This window comes from Terriglobales bacterium (genome assembly GCA_035651655.1).
GTDB lineage: Bacteria > Acidobacteriota > Terriglobia > Terriglobales > Acidobacteriaceae > DASRFG01.
Window position 1 is genome coordinate 497,682 of the sequence record DASRFG010000023.1, and the last position, 20,921, is coordinate 518,602.

At 56.2% G+C, this 20,921-nt stretch carries 12 protein-coding genes; 4 read left to right on the forward strand and 8 right to left on the reverse strand.

Annotated elements, in window-relative coordinates; translation table 11 throughout:
- Nucleotides 1-55: 55 nt before the first annotated feature.
- Entirely contained in the window at nt 56-1,261 is a 1,206-nt protein-coding gene (locus VFA76_10610) for a tetratricopeptide repeat protein (GenBank protein ID HZR32288.1), read from the reverse strand.
- 266 nt (nt 1,262-1,527) lie between these two features.
- Between VFA76_10610 and VFA76_10615 the strand changes: the two genes are divergently transcribed.
- Complete coding sequence (locus VFA76_10615; protein ID HZR32289.1) at nt 1,528-2,775, forward strand: GGDEF domain-containing protein; 1,248 nt, start codon at nt 1,528-1,530, stop codon at nt 2,773-2,775.
- Between the two features lie 81 nt (nt 2,776-2,856).
- On the opposite strand, the gene VFA76_10620 is transcribed toward VFA76_10615, so the two are convergent.
- Both VFA76_10620 and VFA76_10625 read right to left on the reverse strand, forming a co-directional pair.
- A complete protein-coding gene (locus VFA76_10620) occupies nt 2,857-3,276 on the reverse strand; it encodes a hypothetical protein (GenBank protein HZR32290.1) in 420 nt (139 codons plus the stop codon).
- Between the two features lie 168 nt (nt 3,277-3,444).
- Nucleotides 3,445-6,648, reverse strand: coding sequence for a hypothetical protein (locus VFA76_10625; protein HZR32291.1), 3,204 nt, complete (start codon nt 6,646-6,648; stop codon nt 3,445-3,447).
- 177 nt (nt 6,649-6,825) lie between these two features.
- On the opposite strand from VFA76_10625, the gene VFA76_10630 reads away from it, so the two are divergent.
- On the forward strand, nt 6,826-9,027 hold the full coding sequence (locus VFA76_10630; GenBank protein HZR32292.1) for a HEAT repeat domain-containing protein: 2,202 nt from the start codon (nt 6,826-6,828) through the stop codon (nt 9,025-9,027).
- Between the two features lie 134 nt (nt 9,028-9,161).
- Nucleotides 9,162-10,598 (forward strand): alkaline phosphatase family protein, encoded by a 1,437-nt coding sequence (locus VFA76_10635; GenBank protein ID HZR32293.1) that lies wholly within the window; start codon nt 9,162-9,164, stop codon nt 10,596-10,598.
- A 98-nt stretch (nt 10,599-10,696) separates the two neighbouring features.
- On the opposite strand, the gene VFA76_10640 is transcribed toward VFA76_10635, so the two are convergent.
- Complete coding sequence (locus VFA76_10640; protein ID HZR32294.1) at nt 10,697-11,956, reverse strand: zinc dependent phospholipase C family protein; 1,260 nt, start codon at nt 11,954-11,956, stop codon at nt 10,697-10,699.
- Nucleotides 11,957-12,002: 46 nt separating this feature from the next.
- Nucleotides 12,003-12,599 (reverse strand): hypothetical protein, encoded by a 597-nt coding sequence (locus VFA76_10645; GenBank protein ID HZR32295.1) that lies wholly within the window; start codon nt 12,597-12,599, stop codon nt 12,003-12,005.
- 246 nt (nt 12,600-12,845) lie between these two features.
- Here VFA76_10645 and VFA76_10650 point away from each other — a divergent pair, with 246 nt between their 5' ends.
- Nucleotides 12,846-13,379 (forward strand): diguanylate cyclase, encoded by a 534-nt coding sequence (locus VFA76_10650; GenBank protein ID HZR32296.1) that lies wholly within the window; start codon nt 12,846-12,848, stop codon nt 13,377-13,379.
- A gap of 9 nt (nt 13,380-13,388) precedes the next feature.
- Here VFA76_10650 and VFA76_10655 read toward each other — a convergent pair whose 3' ends face one another.
- From VFA76_10655 to VFA76_10665, 3 genes are all read right to left on the reverse strand, one after another.
- Nucleotides 13,389-13,772 (reverse strand): response regulator, encoded by a 384-nt coding sequence (locus VFA76_10655; protein ID HZR32297.1) that lies wholly within the window; start codon nt 13,770-13,772, stop codon nt 13,389-13,391.
- Nucleotides 13,773-13,898: 126 nt separating this feature from the next.
- Entirely contained in the window at nt 13,899-17,942 is a 4,044-nt protein-coding gene (locus tag VFA76_10660) for a translocation/assembly module TamB domain-containing protein (GenBank protein ID HZR32298.1), read from the reverse strand.
- A complete protein-coding gene (locus tag VFA76_10665) occupies nt 17,939-20,887 on the reverse strand; it encodes a POTRA domain-containing protein (GenBank protein HZR32299.1) in 2,949 nt (982 codons plus the stop codon). Before VFA76_10665 ends, VFA76_10660 begins: the two co-directional genes overlap by 4 nt.
- Nucleotides 20,888-20,921 lie beyond the last annotated feature (34 nt).

A 20,921-nucleotide genomic window follows, 5' to 3' on the forward strand; every position in this document is an offset into this window, starting at 1 on the left:
TAATTTTAAAAGTACAGGCAACGCAGAAGCGAAACCCACCACCACCGCGTAACGACTACTTGGGCGCGGCAGTTGCGGTTCCAGTAATCTTCTCCATTTGTGCGATCTGGTTATTCGCATTTACGACATCGGGAGCATTTGGTGCTAAACGCACATAGGTTCGTAGATGCTCCAGGGCCCCGGGGTAGTCGTGCTTTTGCGCCAAAATTACCCCCAAAACGAATTCCATCTTGGGTATTCTCCGTTCCACATCAGTCTTAATGCCTTGTCGGGCGCTTTTTTCGGCGGCGTCAAGCTTCTCCAGGTAGAAGTTGCCGACGGAGTTAAGAAACCAGTCCTGTGGGAAACTCACCGGGTTAAGCGCGAGGACGTGGTCGGTTTGGGTGACTACTTCTTGCCAGTTTTTCTCCGCGAACGCAATACGTGCCAGCTCCTGATAGGGACTTACCAGTTTGGGATCTGCCTCGGCTGCACGTCCGAATGATTGCCGGGCAGCATTATTGTCCTTCTTCTGCATCTGCACACGCCCTAGATCTACCCACGCGATAGCAAACTTGGGGTAAATCTGAACTGCTTTCTGGAACTTCTCCTCAGCCGCGTCCCACTTGGCCTTCTTCGCATCCTCTTGTCCTTTTTCAAAGGCTTTGCGGGCACCCGAGGGTGCCTGAGCGGTTGTAGCGCTGACGGTAAGCCCCTGCGCCTCTCCCATCCGATGCAGCACGATGGTCCCCACGTCTGTCGCTCCACTGCCGTCAAATCGACCGAGTTCAATCACTTGCGATGTAAATCCTGGCAGAACTGCCTCCAATTCGCATTCGCGCCACATCCGGCCCTCAACTTCCGAACGGTTTCCGGAGACCGGTCCGGTCGGGCCTCCGGAGATGTTGGCCTCGCCAGTGCCTATGTCTTCCGCCATGGGGGAGTGCCGTTGCCCGAATTCAAAACTGAAGTTGCCCTTTCTATCGGTGTAGGCCACCGCATGCCGTTGTCCGCGGCAGATAGTCTCGATGATCGCCTGATCGGTCAGCGGACTGCCGTCTTCCAACCTTACTTTTCCCGAAAGGAACATCAACCTGGGTTGAGTGGTAATGCTGGGTAGGTTGTTGGGACGGGTAATCGTTGGAGTGTTCCCAGTATTACCTGTACCCGGTGTGGGGCGCCCGCCGTTTCCACCTGGACGGGTTTGTGCACCAGCGCTAACCGCGAATACAAGCAACAGAGTGATCGCCAAACTGAGGCGGGGTAACCGGCAGTTCTGCATGATGCCCCCCAAGCGGCTTCAAAGTAGGAGGATGAGCGGTATCACAGGGATGGCCCCTATCCCTCTTACCCTCGCATTCGCTCAAACATACGCCTCCGCGATTGCGTGTCAAGGACTGTTCTCCGAAGGCTGCAACTCGACTTCGAGTAACACATGTATCCCGGTTGTTATTGTGCCCTCCGGGCAGGCCGCATAGGCTCCAAGTTGGTGAATTTTCTGTGAATTTGCGACGGGCGAGAACGTTTGCGTACTTGCTGCCCGGAGGTTTGCTGCTCTTCGCCGCTGTTCTGCTGATGCAGTTCATGCCCCCGGGGCGAGGGTTTGAGACGGCAATTCAGTTCGCTTGTTACGCCACAATCATCGTGGGATGCTTACTCGCCTGGCGATTCAGTTCCACCCGAGTGTTCTGTCTTCTGCTGGTCCTGGCTCTCGCCCTGCAGCCCATTTCCGGGCTTTCCTCATTCGCTGCCGCTCGCGTCACCATGGCCTTGGTTGCGGTGCTGCTGCCAGTGAATTTTGTCGTGTTCTCGTTTCTTCCAGAACGCGGGTTCACGCTGGCCTCAATTCCTATACGGTTAGGCATTCTGGTTGCAGATTTTGTGGCCGTGGGGGTTACGGGGCGCCCCTATGGACCAGCAGCCACGAATGTTGGGTGGAGCGTTTTATCACCTGTGAACATCCTATTTGCCATCGCATTTGCAATCTTTGCCTTACGTCTTGTCCACTATCGAAGGCCCGTAGAGAGCGGATTCCTTTGGAGTCTGCTGGCCATACTGCTGGGTCTGTTGAGTGGAAACCGCATCACTGCGACAGCCTATCTGGCGGTCGCCGCTCTGATTCTGTGCGCTTCCCTTGTCGAGACCTCATACTTCCTCGCGTATCACGACGAACTCACGGGTCTACCTAGCCGGCGCGCCTTCCGCGAACATCTACGTAGCCGGTCAGAGATCTACTCCCTGGCGGCAATTGACGTGGACCACTTCAAGTCTTTTAACGACCGCTACGGGCATGACACTGGCGATCAAGTGCTCCGCATGGTGGCATCACGCCTGGCCAACGTCACCGGTGGGGGCGCGGCTTACCGCGTCGGCGGCGAGGAATTTGCAGTGTTGTTTCGGGGAAAATCGGCCCAGGAAGCCTTCCCCCACCTCGATTTGTTGCGTCAGGAGATAGAAGCTTCAGTCTTCCGAGTCCGTACGGGAGAGCGGCGCTCTCAAGGGCGCGGTAGTGATCGGCGCAAGCTCACCTCTCGCACTCCCCGCAGAATGATTCGCGCGAAAAGCGGGGGCATTGACACCAACGTGACCATTAGCATCGGGGTGGCCGAGGCAAATGTCAGTACACGAACCGTAGATCAGGTCATCGAGGCGGCTGACCAAGCACTGTATGTTTCGAAAGACTCTGGTAGAAACTGCGTAACCATTGCGAGCCATGCGCCGATGCGGCGTTTTCTGGGCCGCAGGAGCAGACGTGCTGCCGCTTCGGAAGGCCAGGGCAGCTTATTCCGGACGTAGACCTGGCCAAAGAAAAGCCCGCCAGTTTAAGTGGCGAGCCTTCTTCGGTCGAGGTTAACTTCTTCGCGCGCTCGCCTTACTTCAGCGGGCAACCAGGGAAACGTTCTGCGCTTGGGCGGATGGCCTCCCGGCGAGCATGGTGCGCTCGCGTTTGGTCACTGGCAACTCGCGTCCCAGCTTGTCATCGGAAGACCAGATTTCCGACAGGAAATATTCTTTCCCATAGCGCTTGAACACTACTTTCCCTCCGTTTTCACCCTTTTGCCATTTCAGGGAGGACGGTGCAAGCTTGGCTGAGTTGTGTCCGTCCTTCGACTGGATTTGAATGACCTCGGGGTTAATTTGACGGAAGGTGTACGTGCCCGCGGCCATTTGGACATCTCCGGCAACAAAATCAAAGGGCACAGTAGCGGTAGCAAGTTTCTGCGGATAATTTTGAGTCAAGGCGGTGATGGCCAACAGCACCATGCTAGCAAGCAGGGATAGAGTCCGGAACTTCACAATGATTGCTCCTTGAAATTTAGGGAATGCGTTCAGCGCGCAGGCCGGGGGTAGGTGGCGCTAAGGAAGTCTTACATATCGATGGGTCAATTCAAACGGTACTTTGGTCACTGTTGGAGCTGGCCAAAATTCCGGTTTAAACGACAAAAAGCGCAGCCCCAAGACCACTCACGGCAGGACAGGAGCTGGCGGAACTGTGATTTCCGGTTGATGATTTTGTTGCAATGCGTGATTCAGCGCGCCCAGATCGGTTTGCTGAATCTGTTGCCATTCAGAGAGAAGCCGGGTCGCGAAGACCTGGCTTTCGTCAAAAACCTGCACGGCTTGCTGAGTAGGCGCGGCATCCGCTCCGTCCAGGCCGGAGACCAACCCAGCGAGGGTCGCACTTACCCCGCGCAGGGTCTGCTGTGGCGCTGCCTCCTCCCCGGGAGAACCGGCAGTGGATTCCAGTTTCTTGTCGAGAGCAGAGACCGCCGCGTTCAGGTCGGCACTCCCACGTCCCACGGCAGCTGGGCTTCTAAGTGCATTCAACTGTGTGCGCACCGCCAGTATCTGACGCTGGGCCCCGGTGATTTGTGACAGTAGATCGCTGATCTTTAGCTCCAGCTCGAGCTGCCGGGCCAGGTCAGCTTGCGAGACGCTGACCCGCGGATCCATTTTGACGACCAGAGGTTCGCGATAATCCCGGCTGCCCACCGTAAGTGATATCTCGTATTGGCCTGGAAGCGCTAGCGGTCCTTCAGGTCCTGGAGGCGTATTGCCGGGAATCGCAGAAATTGGATATTCGTGCTGCAGCACGTCGGGCGCGGGATACCGCAAATCCCAGACGAACCGGTTCATCCCCGTCCCTTTTCTTAGGCGTGCCGGCGGCTGCACCCAATCACTGGTCAACGGCGGTGCTGGTTCGGATGGCAGCTTCGGTTCCTTGCTGGAATAGCGCCGCACCACCTTACCTTGCGGATCGCGGACCTCCAGCGTGATTTCTTCCGCCGGCGGAGATTTCAAGTAGTAGTCAATGATCGCCCCTGCCGGGGGATTTTCTCCCGCGGGAGTTTCCGAGGGGAGCGGAGTGTCGCGATTTTCGTTGCGCCGGACGTGGACCGCCTCAACCGGGCGAAATAAGTGGACATCGGAGGTTGCGAGCTGCGGCACAATCTCGCGCAGCGGGGCAATGTCGTCCAGTATCCAGAACGATCGCCCATGTGTAGCTACCACCAGATCGTTGTCCTTCACTACCAGATCGTGGATCGGGGCTATCGGAAGATTCAACTGCAGGGCCTGCCAATGGTCTCCATCGTCGAAGGAGACGTACACTCCGGTTTCTGTTCCCGCAAACAGAAGCCCCTTGCGCACGGCGTCCTCGCGTACTGCGTGCACATAGGCGGGCGCTGGAATGCCGTCACTGATTCTGGTCCAGGTTTTACCGTAGTCGCGAGTGCGATAGATATACGGGCGGTAATCATCCAGACGATGCCGATCCACCGCTGCGTAAGCGACGCCCGCGTCGAATCGCGAAGCCTCAATCAGGCTGATCTTGCTCCATTCTTCCAAACCCGGCGGGGACACGTTCTCCCAAGTCTTGCCACCATTCAATGTCACTTGGACAAGTCCGGTGTCGGTGCCTGCCCAAATCAAATTCTCCCGCACTGGGGAGGGCGCGATTGTATAAACCACGCCGTAGCCGCGCGCCCGCGCATTCTCCACAGCTAACGGTCCGCTTGAACTTGCGCCAGGCTGGGTTCCCGTCAGGTCGGGACTGATCCGTTCCCAACTGTTACCTCTGTCTGTGGTCTTCAGAACATATTGCGATCCCAGATAGATGGTGTGGGAATCTTGTGGAGAAAACACCAACGGCGAAGTCCACGTGAAGCGGAGCTTGCGTTCGCTGATTGGTGTTCCAAATGTTGCCGCAGGCCAGGCTGTAATAGTTTGTGACTGTCCCGTTTTCTTATCAAAACGAAACAGCTCACCATACGTGTCGCCACCATAAACAATATTGGGATCGCTCGGATCAGGGGCAATATAACCGGCTTCGCCCGCTCCTACTGAGTACCAATCTCGAAACGTGATCCGGCCGTAATCGCTACGGCTAGTAATTGAGACCGTGCCGCTGTCCTGTTGCGCTCCATACACCCGGTAGGGAAACTGATTATCAACAGCTACGTGATAAAACTGCGCCGTGGGCTGGTTGTACCAGCTGCTCCAGGTCTTGCCTCGGTCCACACTGATCACAGCGCCTTGATCGCAACCCAGAATCATACGGTTCGGATCGTTAGGATCGATCCACAGCAGGTGGTAGTCATCTCCGCCCGGACCTCCCTTAAGAGCCGTGAAGGTCTTTCCGCCATCACTCGAGCGATAGAGCGTAACGTTCGGGATGTAAACCGTATCGGAGTCTTTCGGGTCAATAGTGACTGTCCCGAAATACCAGCCGCGTCCGTGAATTCGCGGGTCCTTGCTGGCTAGCGACCAATTCTCACCACCATTGTCCGAGCGATACAGTCCCCCTCCGTCTTTCGCATCAACAATGGCGTAAACCCGATTGCCATGCGTCCCGGCCGCAACGGCTACACCAATACGGCCAACTGCGGCCGCCGGCAAACCGCGACCGCTCAACTCGGTCCATGTAGCCCCTCCATTCTTGGACCTGTATAACCCGATGCCTTGGCCACCTAAGGGTGGATACGTGCTCCACGGCGGCCGGCGCGTCCGCCATAGACTTGCATACACCGTCTGGGGATTATCGGGATCGGCTGCGAGGTCAACCGCCCCGGTGTTCTCGTCTTTGTACAAAACCTTCTGCCACGTCTTACCGCCGTCCGCTGAGCGAAACACGCCGCGGTCGGCACTTGGACCGTAGGCGTGTCCCAAGGCAGCTACTAGAACAATATTGGGATTTTTCGGATCCACCAGGATTCGTCCGATATGGCGAGTGTCCCGCAGTCCGACGTTTGCCCAGGTTTTCCCGCCGTCGGAGGACTTGTACACGCCATCTCCGAAGCTGATATTGGAACGCATATCCGCCTCGCCCGTGCCCACATAAATCACATTGGGATCGGACGACGCGATCGCCAATGCGCCGATGGACGCAATATGCTGCTGGTCGAAAATCGGCACCCAAACTTGCCCAGCGTCCGAGGTCTTCCAAACGCCGCCTGCTACGCTGCCAAAGTAGTAGGTGTTCGGCTGCCCGGTGATGCCCGCGACCGCTAGCACTCTCCCGCCGCGGAAGGGACCGATCAATCGCCAGCGCAGTCCCGCGACAAGGTTCGGATCAACGGCTACGGTATCGGCAGGCTCGCCTGCGGCCAGCGATGTAATGGCGAGAACCGTCAGAAGAAGAGCGGCTGCTTTCCGTATGCACCTTGTCATGATGGAAGCTGATGAATATACACTGCGTTGCAGGCGTTGTCGCTGGCGCTCCCCAAGTTCGCGCGCAACCCCCACGCCCCCGCCGGTACTGTTACTGTCGTAACCTCCGGTACGTGATGTAGGCAGTTCGCGGTGTTAGCATTTCATCCGTATCTTGCAAATTGATTCTTTCAGCGCATGTTAGATAAGGAAATAGTCTCGGCAGGCCTGCGCTATGCCCGCAGTCTGCAGGCCGTAATGCGCATTGTCGCAATCTATTCGGTGGATCACGCTGGCGCCATTCGTCCCGTCCAACAAAGCTTTGATCTCCTTAACTCATTCCTGAAGCGCACTGGGAAACTAACGCTGGGATTTGTGGGCACACGCGTCCGGCTGAACGGCACGCTGACCGCAGACACCGGCCTCGCCCACCTTGAGAAAGAATTTCTGAAGCGCACCATCAAGTCGGTGAGCTTTGAAATCGGTATTACCATGGCTCGCTACAAGCAAGCCATTGCCATCCTGGCCACTCCTGCCGAGACCATCGAGAAGCAGGGAGGGTTGGACTCCTTCTTAGAACACAATCGGCTTGAAAGTTTCCGCATATCACCACTGCGATTAGATGACGATTCGGATTCGACCCGCGATGACGATAAACTGCGTCACGGCTACGTCGAAGCCGTGGCTCTGCTCATGGACTCTACCGGCCTGGAAACCCGCCCGCAGCTTACGGGCGGCGGCCCTAGCGAGATCATGCGGTTAATCGGTCCTACGGTGGAGGCTGCATTAGTAGGCGACCGCGGCGACCCGGACAAATGCAGCTCAGCGTTGGCTCACGTCTTACGGGCAATTCCCCTGGACTATCCCACGCTTGGATTCTCTGCCGTTCGCCAGCAAGAACTCAGCGCGCTGCAGCCCGAAGAACTTGCAGGCGAACTCATCGGAGACACTACCCTGCGTTGGGCGACAAAACACATTTCCGCCGCGCAAGAGGGCACTCCCAACAGCGAAGTGGCGCAGGACGAGGTTGTTCGTGTTGTGCTGCGCTGCATGAAAGTTACCAACGTCGCACAACGCTTGTCGAACAAACTTGCGCAAGCTGTTAGCGACAAACTGCTTCCCCAGAGCGTCTATGATCGCATCCAGGACGAGACCCGATGGGCAGCCCTGTCACCGGCTCAAAAGCAGGAGCGTCTGCTAAAGATTGCGCGCTTCAGTCCCACCGAGTTTCGCCGTCTGAAAGACCTGATTCAAGAGCTGCTGACCAAGGAAAAAACGGACGTTGCCACAAAATTAGCTGACCGCTACTTTGAAACCCTGAATCTCTCAAGAGGTGATCTCAGTCCTGAAGAATTGAGCCGGGCTTCAGAACTGATCCAACTGGTGGCGGGCAAACCTTCCTCCTTCGTCAAGGAGACGAGCGAACGGCTTTCCGGCGGATTAAAGCGTTCAGACTTGAGCCCATTCCTGCATTATCAAATCGCTCACTGCATTGCCACCTTGGGGAAGACGGTTGCTCTTTATGAAGACTATGAGGCGGTGCGGGCAATAGGTTCCACCCTGAACCAATGTCTGATGAGCGATCCTTCCCGGCACACGGAATGCTGCGGCAGCGCGCTCAAGAACCTGATGGCGCCGGCATCGGTGGAACGCATCATTGAGCTCTCGCTCAAGCAACGCGAGGACTCGGCCTGGCTTAAAACCGCGGCGGCATTGCTGCGCTGGAGTGGATTCAGTGCTGTGGAAACCGTTTTCCAGCGCCTGGAGCAGGAACAAAAGGGCGCTAATCGTTTGGTATTAGTTCGCCTTATCGGACAGACCGGCGCCGCGGCGCTGGAAGTTGCGCGCAAAAAATTAAATGACGAGCGTTGGTACGTCGTACGTAACGCCTGTACCGTTCTGGGTGAATTGAAAGACCCGGAATTACTGCTTTGCCTGCGTGGCCCGCTGTGCCACTCCGACCACCGGGTGCAGCAAGCAGCCTTGAATGTAGTCACCAAAACTCGACTGCCTGGCCGAGCAGAACTCCTCGCAGACTCGCTGACCCAGTTTGCCCCGTCGCTTCTCGATCCCGTGTTGGATGAGCTTCTGTATTTGAGAGATCCAAGCGCCTTAGGTGGATTAGAAGGCTTTTTGTTTGGCGACGCTGCCAGCAAGTCACGCTTCGGCACCAAAGCGGCGAAAGTTCTGGCCGGCATTCCCGGCGACCATGCACTGGAGCTTCTGGCCAAAATTCTTGGGGAAGTATCTTTTGACAATGCCACCCGAAAAGTGGCGCTTGCCGCATTGCAGAAGAGCGACTCTGACGCCGGTCAACGGCTGTTGTCGGAATTCGTGCGCTCCTCCCCGGACGACCCCCTGGCTGCGCAGGTCAAACTTGCTTTTCGTGCCTCGAAGTAGGGTTTGGAGCCGCCGTCCCGTCCCCCAGACGCGTGGCAAGTTCATGAGCTTTAAGGCTACTCTGGCCAACAGCTACTCACTTAGCAACATCTGAGTTCTCCGGATACGTACATCCCGTCCGGAGGCGCGGCACGATGGGGCGCAAGTGGTTCTTTTACGGCGTATTGGGACTGTTATTGATTCTGACTGCGTGTGGAGGCACAGGCTCGGGTTCGAGACCCGGCGATCCCCCAGGCGCGCCGCCCCCGCCACCACCAACACCAGATCCGCCCCCTGTTTCTCTCACCCCAATTAATCACATCATTTTCATGGCCCAGGAGAACCGCGGATTTGACCACTACTTCGGCCACCTGAATCAGTATCGCGCGTCGCTCGGATTACCCGCGGACGTGGATGGAACTCCCGATAACGCTTCCAATCCCACTCCGGATGGCAGCGGAACGGTCACGCCATTTCCCATGAACAGCATGTGCATTGAAAATCCCAGCCCTTTTTGGAATGAAAGCCACGTCGACTTCAATCTGGTTCATCCGACTTCGACCACGCCTACCCTCGATGGCTTTGTTACCACCGCCGCCGGCGATGCTATACACGGATTCGATAAGGCAGGCCGCCGCGTCATGGGGTATTACGACGAACGCGCTCTCCCCTACTACTACTTCATGGCTTCAGAATTTGCCACTTCGGATCGCTGGTTTTCTCCGGTCATGACGCGGACGCAGCCTAACCGCATGTATCTGCTGGCCGGGACTTCTGCCGGCCGCGTTCGACCCATTCCGGCATCCGGAGCCGGCTCCGCACCGTTGCCCAACAAAACCATTTTTCAGCAACTCGACGAGAACCACATCAGCTGGAAGATCTACATTACGGACTCGCCTCCCGACAGCTATCTTGGAATGTTCACCTACGCTCAAAAGCCCGAGGTGAAGGCCAAGATGGTTCCCGTGATTCCGGACTACTTCAACGATCTAGCTAACGGAACCTTGCCGCAGGTTGCGATGATCGAGGGTGGCTATCAGGATGGCAAAGATGAACATCCGGCCGAGGGGGCGCCTGGGGGATCGGTGCAGGAAGGCTCTCATTACGTTGCTTCACTAATTAATGGGCTGATGAACAGCTCATCCTGGAAAGATTCGGTGTTTATTTTGACTTGGGATGAGGGCGGCGGGTTTTATGACCATGTTGCGCCGCAGCGCATGCCGAGCCCTGACGGCATTCCACCCAAAGATCTAATGGGGCCGAGCAGAGGTCAGAAAGCCGATGTTTGTTGGAGCTCCAAAGGCTTGGATCCTAGTCCGATTTGTGATTTTAAGTACACCGGCTTCCGTGTGCCCCTGATTGTGGTCTCTCCCTTTACAAAGAAGCATTACGTATCCCACACGGTTGCGGATTACACCGCCATCCTTCGCCTGATCGAACAGCGTTTTAACCTGCCAAACCTGTCAGAACGCGATAAAGCGCAGATGAATATGGGTGAGTTTTTCGATTTCAACAATGTACCCTGGCGGGTTCCGCCGGTGCCCCCCGACCAACCTAAAGATGGCCCCTGCTACATAGACAAACTTCCGTAAAGAAGTCGCAACGCTCAGAATTTATTCTTGGAGCGAAACCAATCTATAGTCGGCGAGTAGATGATCGGTCTGCTGGTGCATCCCTGGAGTGTTGTAATTCATGGCTTGCCAGCAGGCGTCACCGGTGGGTGTGCTGCTGCAGCCTTCAATTCCCTCAAAGCCATCTCAGTCTTTCGCCACTGCTTTGGTTTGAGGGAAAGGTTCGCGGGTCCGCTGGCGAAGTACGCAAGAATGTTGGCCTTCAATGCGGGTGTCAGATGGGAAAAATGGTCGTGTTCGAGCCGGCGGACCAGACTCGCATAAGTTGTGTCTGCCAAAGAGTACCGGCCGGCCTGCGTTAGTGCTCCCGTGTCCAGATTGCGATTCACAAATTGGATCTTTAATGAATTTACATCCTGGATCTCCAGGTGAAACTCCCGAATAACTTTGTCCACACTGCGGAAGTAGAGGTCTGCGGTCTCCGGGGTGGGGTCTTTGTATTGCAGAGCTTTGAAGGGGCCGAACTTCGGGATCAGCCTTAAAATAAATGCCAGTATCCTGGCAAAAATTCCGGGCCGCCGGTACTTCGCCCCAAAGTCCTTCTCGTAATCCGCGCGCGAGAGATGGTATAGAAACTCCTGGCGCGCAGCATTGGGCTTTTCTTGCATTTGGTTTTGCTTGCGATAGGCCAGAGCTACCTGCGTCATTTCTGGAATCACGTGTGCAATGCTAAAGCGGTATGTCTCGAATGCCAAAGTGTCGGCATGCACGATATCGGTCATTGGGATTCCGTAGGTGTCGAGAAAGGCGCGCTTCAGTAGTTCCTCAGCAACCTTGTAGCCGATAAAATCGTGATACTGCTTTGAGATGTAGCGCCGTTTTGCGACCTGAACTACGTCGAAACTGAATTCAGTTTTTAGATGGGCTTCGGGATCATCTTCATACGTGACAAATTCACCGAACCTCTTGCGGAGCTTCGGGTATTCGATGGGAACCGAAGAGTTCACTGCGGGATGTCCCCAGCAGTCCGCCGCATAGTGACTGAGCGCGCCCAGCGCAAATGAAAATTCGTCAACGTTCTGCGCATCCCGCAGCATCCAGGAAACGAAATCTCCGCTGCGAACGTAGTGCACCAAGTAGGTGAATTCATGATCGCCGAACGGGTAATAGCCAAGGTCTTGGATCAGTGCTCCTCCATAGGCAAAAGCATGCGCCCGACCCAATTCCTCCGGTGTGGTTTCGGGAAATCGCTTCATCAATGCCGGATGAATATCGGATTCCCATACGATGTCAATGATTTCCTCGTGCGAGAGGACGGAATACGACTGCAGCGGCTGGGCAGCAATAGTCGCGAACAGGAACCAGAATCCGAGCCGCATCCCGAACTGAAGACTTAAGTGCACAGGAGAAATCGTAGCAGGCGCATTATTTCAGAGTCACAATCGCGGGATGGAGTTCCCAGAGCGTAGCTACCTGGGGTGAACCCCGGCCATGTTCAAAATCTTCGAAGGCCATACCCAGCACCTCGGCTGGCATGGCTTGAGGAAGATCGCCACCATGCTGTACGTCCAGCTTGAATCCACGTTGGGCTAGATCCGACTGAATTCGCTTGCGCGCGGCGCAGTATTCCCCATCCACCGGTGTTTCCACTACCACGCGCGGCGCCTTGCGGTCGGCCACCGCTGAAATTTCCAGGTGAACGTCGCAGTCAGAGGGATTGACGCTGGCATTTTGCAAGAACGCGTTGGCGACGTGAAAGAGCTGGTTTTCGCGCCCAAATCTGGGCGCTTCGGGCGGCAACACTGGGGTTTGGTGCCAACTGAAGATAGTCGCGACCGTAATCTCCTGGGCCGTGGCATTAGGCAAAGGAACATGTTTCGCCCGATGGCGGTAATCGGAAATATCTGGAGCAACCGGCAAACAGTCGCAAATGTTGGTGACAGCGCCGCAAGAGATCATGCAGCAGACGACCACCAGCAGGCTTGCGAGCTGGGCCCGCCAAATCCATTTTGGTAATTTCACTTCGGGTTGGATGCTCCTGTGCTCGGCATGTTTGCATGAGATTGCACAGTTGCTTCTTGCTTGGGAAGGGCTTCTACCGTTGATATTCCTCAGAAACCGGCACCCCTGGCCATTTCGGGTGAATTCATACATACCTCCGTTACCTTGTTGCCGCGGAAGGCGGTCGCCATATTGAGTATGGTCATTCCACTTTTGCGCCGCGAGCTGCTGATGGCAACAACCAGCTCGCTAACAGGAGCTGTCCACATGCAAAATGACCGACAAAAGACTCTGGTCGAGCAGGACCAATATCCCCTCCATTTGTTTCCCGGCATGATGGCGGCACTGATCCCACGGGAAATCTCACGCGCCGCCCGCAGTGGAGGTGATTTAACAATCCTGATGCTTGCTCTCAACGGACTGGAATTAGTGAGGAGTAGATACGGTGCCGCGGAGTCCGAAAGGTTCGTCGTTGAAGCGGCACACCTGCTGCAAACTGTATTCCGTGGCTGCGACGCACTTGCTCGCTACGGTGAAGACCATTTCATTCTGGCCTTGCCGGACACTAACCTGCACCAGGCCGAACGTGCCGTGGTGCGCGTGCTGGACGCAATTGATCACTGGAACGGCACGCCCAAACTGAGCTACAACATGTCTGTCACTTGCGGCATGGCGCCCTACGTCAAGGGGGCGACCCTTGAAGATGTAATTCGGTTCGCAACCCGCCAATTGAACCAGAACAAAGCGGCCGCTGCGCATAACAGCGGCAACCTAACCCGCGCTGCCGGAGCGGGCGCCTAAAACGTTTGCTCAGGCACGCATCAGTTTGCGCTCGCGCGCTTCCAGCAACTTCTTAATAGCCCGGAGGAGTTCGGGAGGGTTGGTGGGTTTCTCAAACACCGCATCGGCGCCGTGGTCGGCCCAGTCGCTGCTCAATGCCGAATAGGCGCTCATGACCGCGGTTGCAGGTTTGTAATCTTGTTGATTGGCGACCTCGACCACGTCGTAACCCGCCGCCGGGGTTTCCATCTTCAGGTCGGTAAGTACCAGGTCATAACTCTCTGTAACCAGTTTCTGCCTGGCAGTTTCCACCGATGTCGCGGTATGCACTTCAAGATCGTCTCCCTCCAGCATCATGGAGACGCTGAACAAAATAGCGGGTTCGTCATCCACTAACAGGACGCGGTATTTCATGCGTAATGAACGGGTGTGCGGGCGATCATGGCTGTCGAATGTATGCTAGCCTTCTCAGGGCCAACAGACAAACCCATATAATTTGCCATCCTCTGCAAAAGCGCAAGTTAAATCGGTGTTGCGCTCTTACCAGGACTTATGGATGCGGGTATCAAAACCCACTCCGCCATTTTGGTCCCGGGTGCCACTGAATGAGAGTTTCCGGGTACGGTATTCCAACTGAATCACCTGGTTCTGGGTCGAGGTGACGTCGGTAGAAAAGGTCACAAATATATTGCCCGTAACTCGCTGCTGGATGGTCACACGCGCCCCTGGTTTCTGGTCAGTACCGTTGCCTCCCAGTGTAGGATCGAGCGAAAGCTGCGAGATACCGGCAACTTTCGAGAGCTTGCTCGTGACCGTACCAGTTACTTGTGAGGCAATTGCCGACTCTGCCATGACGCTGTTGGGGGTGGGATTCGCTGAAGAAGCCTCGGCCGTACCGCCGAAGGCCAACAAGTTGATGATGTCCGCTGGCGGCAGCGCTGGATCAGAAGTGTAGTTCGTTCGCAAGTGATCTATTGGGCCTTGAAACTGCATGTGGATGTTGTATTGCTGGACGGTTGTATTCAGGGTCAAATTCACTACCGGCTGGGTCTGCACCGGATTGACGAAATCTATGGTGCCGCCTTGCAAAATAAGCCGTTTTTTGGCGTAGATCAGGTCGCCGCCGCTCAAGTTCACGCGACCCAGCACGACTGGTTGCGCCACCGTACCTTGCACATGTAGATTCGCCGAACCCTCCAGACTTAACGTCTTGCTCACCAGATTGATCCCAGTCGTGGAGCGTGCGTCAACATCGAGTTGTATATTCTGTGTGATGCCCTGGGGTGGTGGCGATTGAGTGTTACTCGAGAATTGGCCGATGAAGTCTGACAGGTCGAAATCCGGCGTGAACGAGAGCTGATCAAGATTCACCTGCCCATTCACCACCGCGTTCTGAGGAGAACCGACCAGCCTCAGGTCCGTATCGAATCCCTCCCGCATGCCATCCGGATACAGCATCCGAATTCCTCTGCCAGAGACGGCCATATCGAATTGCAGCGACGGCTTATATACGACTCCGCCTGCCGCCGTAACCGTACCGCCGCCAATCGTGCCGTGGAACTGAGTGATGCTTAGGCGGTCTTTGGTCAACGTCAACACTCCGTTTCCGTTTTCCAGACCAATTGGCATGCCGCCGCTGGCGAACGTGGCATTGACGATCTGAATCTGGCCCTGGATGTTGGGGTCGCTTCGCACGCCGTACGAATCTACATTGAAGCGAACCTGTCCTCCGCTAGTAATGTCGGGGCTGATCAATTGCGCAACCCGCAAATCGATATTTCCTAATACCAGTAGCGAAGCGGGCGCGGAGCTGTTCATTGGAATCCTTCCCTGAAACTGCAGCTCAGTACCCGTTCCCCGAATCACCGCTCGCTGCAATGACAGGACGCCGTTAACGTAGTCGGCATGGATCGGGCTTGCCGCCCCGATTTGCACCGTGTTCTTGTAATTCATCGCCAGCGTCGGAATGGTGACATGGGCCTCAAGCAGAGACTTGTTCTTGAGCGGTCCGCGCAGGGTTGCGTGAAGCTCCGTCTGGCCGGTGATGTTGGCAGCTTGCGACGGCGCATACATTGCGAGCAGTGGCTGAAATGGGATTGGACTCGTATCCAAGGCTGCGTCAGCGTAATAGTTGGTTAGGTTTAACTGGGCACGCCCTCGGAGATAGGTACTGAGCATTTGCGAATCCACCGCCACATTCGCCAAATGATTCGCCAGATCCGCCCGTAATTTGACTCCATTTATGGTCTGGTTACGAACCTGCAATTTGGGTACTTGCACGGTGGCCGTGAGCTGCGGATTGCTCAATGCGCCACGGCCATTGGCATCCAGGTTCAGCACCCCCACCAGCTGCATGTCGCGTGACTTAACGGCCTGCAGTTGGTCAAGGCGGATCCCATCAGCCCGCAATTGTGCGACGTATTCCCGCCGCTTCGGGAATAAGGTAAACACGCCTTGGACTGCCCCGGCGGGCAAGTGCATGGCCAGGTTCGCCAGTACCTGATCGCCGGTCCCACGGAAATCCAGGTTCACCGACTGAACTGGCTCGTTTGCGATCTTGGCACTGGTGAGCTTGATGGAACCTTGACCAACGGGGTTTAGTTCCGACCCGTGCATCGCGATGTTCGCCGAAAGTGTTCCCTCCACCGGTGCCTGCGAGCCGGCTACTTTGGTCAAGTCAGCGACATTCACTTGCGACACATTCAAAGCCACTTGAATCGGGCTATCCTGCGAGAACGCGAAGTGTCGCAAGCCTGCGTTAACATCAAAAGTAATTCTCCCGCGCGTTGCCGGATCCAATTCGCCATTCGTCAAACTCGCCATTGCTGGACTGACGCTAACATTTGTCCGCAGCAGCCGCCACGTGCTTCCCTTCACCCGCAGATTGGTAGCGTTCAACTGGCCGGTGATTTGTGGAGCGCTGCTCGAACCTCGTACAGCCCCGTTAAAGGCGGCCGTGCCATACAGGCCCAATGCCTGCGCCGGGTGTCCGGGTGTCGGCGTGCGGAACATGTCGGCAACGGTTTCGAGTTCATGCAGATCATTGGACAGCAGGTGAATCAGCAAGCTTGAGCGATTACTCACGGTACCGTTCATGCTCAATGAGGTCTGCGGGGTCCGCACATAGCTTTGACTTAACGAAATCTGCTTGCTCGGGGCGGCATAACGCGCGTGAATGACGCCGTTCACCGGCATGGGCTTGGCGGCTCCGCCCGCATTTGGACCTACCGCTGCAACACTGGCCGGTCCAATACTGGCGTTGATCATCGCGTTGCTAGTCGCTACCAGATCGGCGGTCGTTTTCCCCCATCTCGCGTCCGCGTCGGCGTTGACCGTCCCGCCTACCGCGACCCGCTGCAGTGAAGGGGAATTCATCACCGCTTTCAGGTTCGCAAGTGACACCCCTCGCAAAACAGCCTGCAGGTGGGATCGGGAAGCGCCGGCAATGTCGAGCATGGTCATGTTGCCGTTGAATTGGCCGCCCAGCAGGTTCGCACGTATGTCCCGCACTTCGGCGTTTCCCTTGTCGAGCGTGTAGTGTGCTCCGATATTGCGGATGTCAATCCGCAAACTGGGCGTCACTACTTGCAGGACTCGGCTGCTGAGGTCGCCATCCGCCTTCAGAGTCTCGAGCACTGGCCGGTTAGGCTCACTCTGGTACTGCATTGACCCTGCCAACCGCAAAATCCCCAGCGGCAGCGAAGGGTTCTTGGTGATTCGCCGAAACTCGCCCGCATCCACCGCCGCCGAATATCTCGCCTGGACGCGCGGCTGGCTGAAGTCCTCAATTGTGGCCATGAGATCAACCTGTGAAACCCCGCTGGTCAACAGCGCCCTATCGAGCGTGAATTTCGTCGGAGTCACATCAAAGCGCGCGTCCAGGTTGTGAACCAGGGGATTGAAAGTTCCAACCTGCAGGTGACCATTGCGATAGCTCATGGTCCCCGAGTAGCGGCTTTGGCCGACGTCAAATGCGGACTGGAAATTCAGATCGTGCAGGTCGGCGCTGAGGGCGCTCTTACGATTGTTGTAGTAAACCTCTCCCGCTTCCAGGCGGGCATGCCGCACCCCGAGATCGAATACGCTCGTGTGACTCTGGCTATTACTGTTCTTGGTTTTGGGAAGGTTATTGGCGCCATTGCGATCCACGAAAGCGCGCACAATCGGGCGATCAACTTTCACGTCCTCCAGGTACCACTTGCGGTGCAGCAACGACACAACGCGAACCCTCACCTCCACACGCTGTGCCTGCAACAGTGGCGGATTCAGATATGGCGCAGCGCCACTCACTGCCACGTCGTACAGATCTAGAGTTGGACTTATGCCGGAAAAATGCAGAGCGAAGTCTCGCAACTGCACTCGAGTGTTCAATGCAGCGCTGGCCTTCTCTTGCGCAGTGCGAAGCACGTAACCATGCACCGACCTACTCTTGAGAAGCACCACGACTGCTACAACGACGAGTAGGAAAAGAAGCAACACGCCGGCACCGATCCAGGCGGCTACCCTCCTCCAGCGGCGTCGCCTCGGGAACCGCAACGTCTGGCGGTGTTCTGGAGGCAGCGGCGGTATGGGGAGGGCGCTCAAAACGCTTGTCCTAATGTTATGAAGTATTGTGTAGATTTGATTCCCGGCACTGGGCTCAGGTTGTGGCCTACATCGATGCGCACTGGCCCTACCGGCGTGGCATAACGCAGACCTAACCCGACAGAGTTCGTGTAGTTTCCCCAGAAGTCGTGGAAGCCGACTCTTTGAAAAACGTTCCCACCGTCATAAAACGTCACTACACTCAGGTTCTTGTTGATATGGGTTGGAATACGGAATTCTGAATTGAGGATCACCAATTGATTGCCACCCACCGGAACAGTTATAGGCACACACGTGGATTTATCGGCGGGATTGCCGCACGCCACAATGGTCCGTTGCGGGCCCGCTCCATTTAAGGGGAAGCCACGCAACGTGCTGCCGCCGCCAGAGAAAAATTTCTGACTGATCGGAATGTGGCTACCAGCAAATGGCACCTCCACTCCGAGCCTGAGACTGTTTGCCCAGACCAGGCCGGCGGGGAGCTTCTTGTAATACGCCGCTTGCGCCAGGAGCTTACCCAAACTCGCGGTCGATCCCAACACTTTCGGACTAATGTCTAACTCAAAGCTTTCGTAAATTCCCTTGTGAGCGTCAAGCGAGTTGTCGCGCGTATCGCGGTTATATGTCCCGGAGAAAGTGGACAGCCGAACATGCTGGTCTGACGCCGGCACCAGATCGGGTATCAGCAGCCGCGTCAATCCGGTTTGGCTCAGGCTATAGCGGACAAACAGATTCTGCGTCTTCTTGGGGTCGAGCGGCCGCTGCAGTTGATAATCAAATTCCGCCTGACGGGAGCTGAAGATGGGGTTCTGGCTGTTGTGCTCACCGGAGAGCGTTACGTTTTCACTCCAGTTGGTCCAGCGAAATGTTGGGTCGGTATAGGTGATGTTCGCCCGCTGATCCAGTCGTCCCGCGAGACCGCTCAGGGTAATTGACTCCCCTTTGCCGCGGAGATTATTGCGCGTGTACTCGAGCGTTCCACGGGGACCGTAGAAGGTCTTTTGGCTGGTTTTGAATTTGGAAGGCAGTCCTACCGGCGGTATTCCCGGCACCGCGATCGTACCTCCGGGAACGCTGCCCCCACGGTTGATCACTTCGAAACCAAAACCATAGGTTAACGAGTTTCGCTTGGCTTCGTGCACCTTGACGACTACGTCTTCCTCAGTTTGCGTAGTAATCTGCCGTCGCGGATCAATGGTTGCCCAATCGAATACTCCTACTACTCCATAGAGGCGGCTTTCCGCGGTGAGCAAGTCACCTTCAGAGAGCGGTTTTTCCACCTGAATTTCTGGGATGTTTCTGGCAATGAGTTTCTGCCGCGTATGCTTGCGGCCCAAGGTAATAATCGAGGCGGTGCGAACTTGTGGTCCTTCGTAGATGTGGTACACCACCTCCAGCCTATGAGGTTGCTTCGGTAAGTTCCTCACGGTTTCGCGAAAAGTTGCCGTCAAGTAGCCCCGCTCGAGGTAGCGCGTCATGATCTGGGTGCGATCTTCGTCAGCTCGTTTCTGCGAATATGGTTTTCCAGGCTCCAGCTTCAGGCCCTGGGGCGCGAGCTGACTTTGGGGCAATGTATTGTTGCCGTCCAGGCGTAGTGCTTCCACAATGTCCTGCGGACCTTCATCTACGCGGAACGTCACCAGGATCTTGCCGCCCTGATCTTTGACCTGCGGCGTGACTTTCGCCTGGCTAAACCCCTCGGATTGGTAGAGCGCCTCGAGGTTCTTCACGCTGGAGCGGACTAGACGCTCACTGTACTTGCCGTGCGAAAAAAAGAGGAAACGGTTCCCTTTCTGCACCTTAACGTGGGCCAACACTTCCTTTTCCGGTATGTGCTGGTTGCCGGCGACGCCCACGGCCACCACCTTGTGCTTCGGACCCTTGACCACGTTGTAAACAATCGTCTCCTCTGTCGCTTGCTGCTGAACTTGTGAGGTGACATTCGCGTCGAAGTAACCCTTCGATTGCAGGAACGAGATCAGATTTTGGCGTCCTTCCTGGATCAGTTCCGGATCAACCCCAATCTGCGCGTACACCGGGAGCAGCTTGTGGCGCTGCCAACTCCAGAGATGTGCACCCACCACTTTGACGTGCACCACCGGCCCGGGCTGCACATGGAAGGTGATGTCAGCACGGTTTGTCTCCGGGTTGTAGTTGGCGCCAACCAGATGAACTTTGGCTGCTAACAGATCTCGCTTGGTGAGCTGGTTCTCTAGATATTGGCTGGCGTTCTGCAGAGTCTTATACCTATAGTTCTTCCCTGCACGGATCGCCGAACCGCGCAAACGAGCCATAACAGAGCGCAGCGTATGCTGCAGTCGCGCAGTCTCCAGCGGCGAAGTGCCGGTAATGCTTACATTGCCGAACTTCGCTCGGCGATTCAGAGTGACGTGAAAAATAAGGTTCGCCAGACCGTGCTGCTTGTCGGTTTGCACCTCGGTTCGGACCTGCGACTGAAAATATCCCGAACGCTTCAGGAATTTTTGTAGCGCTTCTTGTGCCTGGCTCACGTCCACCGGCGTATATTCGCCACGCGGCGGATAATTAGTAACCTGCAGAAGCCGCGAATACGAAAAATGCTCCACCGCACCGGGAAATTCGAAGATCCCGAAATACATCGCCGGCTGCAAGACCAACAAGACCCGTATGCCATTCGGGTCCGGACGGACTTCCAACTGCACGTCTTGAAACTGACCTGTCCGTTTCAGCGCGGCGATGCTCTCATCCACTTTCTTTTGCGCAAAAGGCTCACCCACACGCTGCGCCAGGAGCGGCAGATACTTGGCCGGATCCAGGTCAGGCTGGCCTGCGAGTTCAACCGACGCCACGTTCTGCCCCTCATACGAAGGGAGTACCTGCGCAACCTGCGGGGCGGTCTTGGGCAGTTGGGGAGGGCGCTGAGTGGGCGTAGTCTGCCCGCCGGCGGCATCAGGAACTAGCAGCACTAGCAATACCGCACAGGTCACTCGCCATAAGTGC

What these genes read in the sequence shown, in the direction of transcription:
- VFA76_10635 (HZR32293.1), top strand. Translation starts at nt 9,162, where the DNA reads ATGGGGCGCAAGTGGTTCTTTTACGGCGTATTGGGACTGTTATTGATT.
- VFA76_10625 (HZR32291.1), bottom strand. Translation starts at nt 6,648, where the DNA reads ATGACAAGGTGCATACGGAAAGCAGCCGCTCTTCTTCTGACGGTTCTC.
- VFA76_10610 (HZR32288.1), bottom strand. Translation starts at nt 1,261, where the DNA reads ATGCAGAACTGCCGGTTACCCCGCCTCAGTTTGGCGATCACTCTGTTG.
- VFA76_10640 (HZR32294.1), bottom strand. Translation starts at nt 11,956, where the DNA reads ATGCGGCTCGGATTCTGGTTCCTGTTCGCGACTATTGCTGCCCAGCCG.
- VFA76_10655 (HZR32297.1), bottom strand. Translation starts at nt 13,772, where the DNA reads ATGAAATACCGCGTCCTGTTAGTGGATGACGAACCCGCTATTTTGTTC.
- VFA76_10630 (HZR32292.1), top strand. Translation starts at nt 6,826, where the DNA reads ATGTTAGATAAGGAAATAGTCTCGGCAGGCCTGCGCTATGCCCGCAGT.
- VFA76_10650 (HZR32296.1), top strand. Translation starts at nt 12,846, where the DNA reads ATGCAAAATGACCGACAAAAGACTCTGGTCGAGCAGGACCAATATCCC.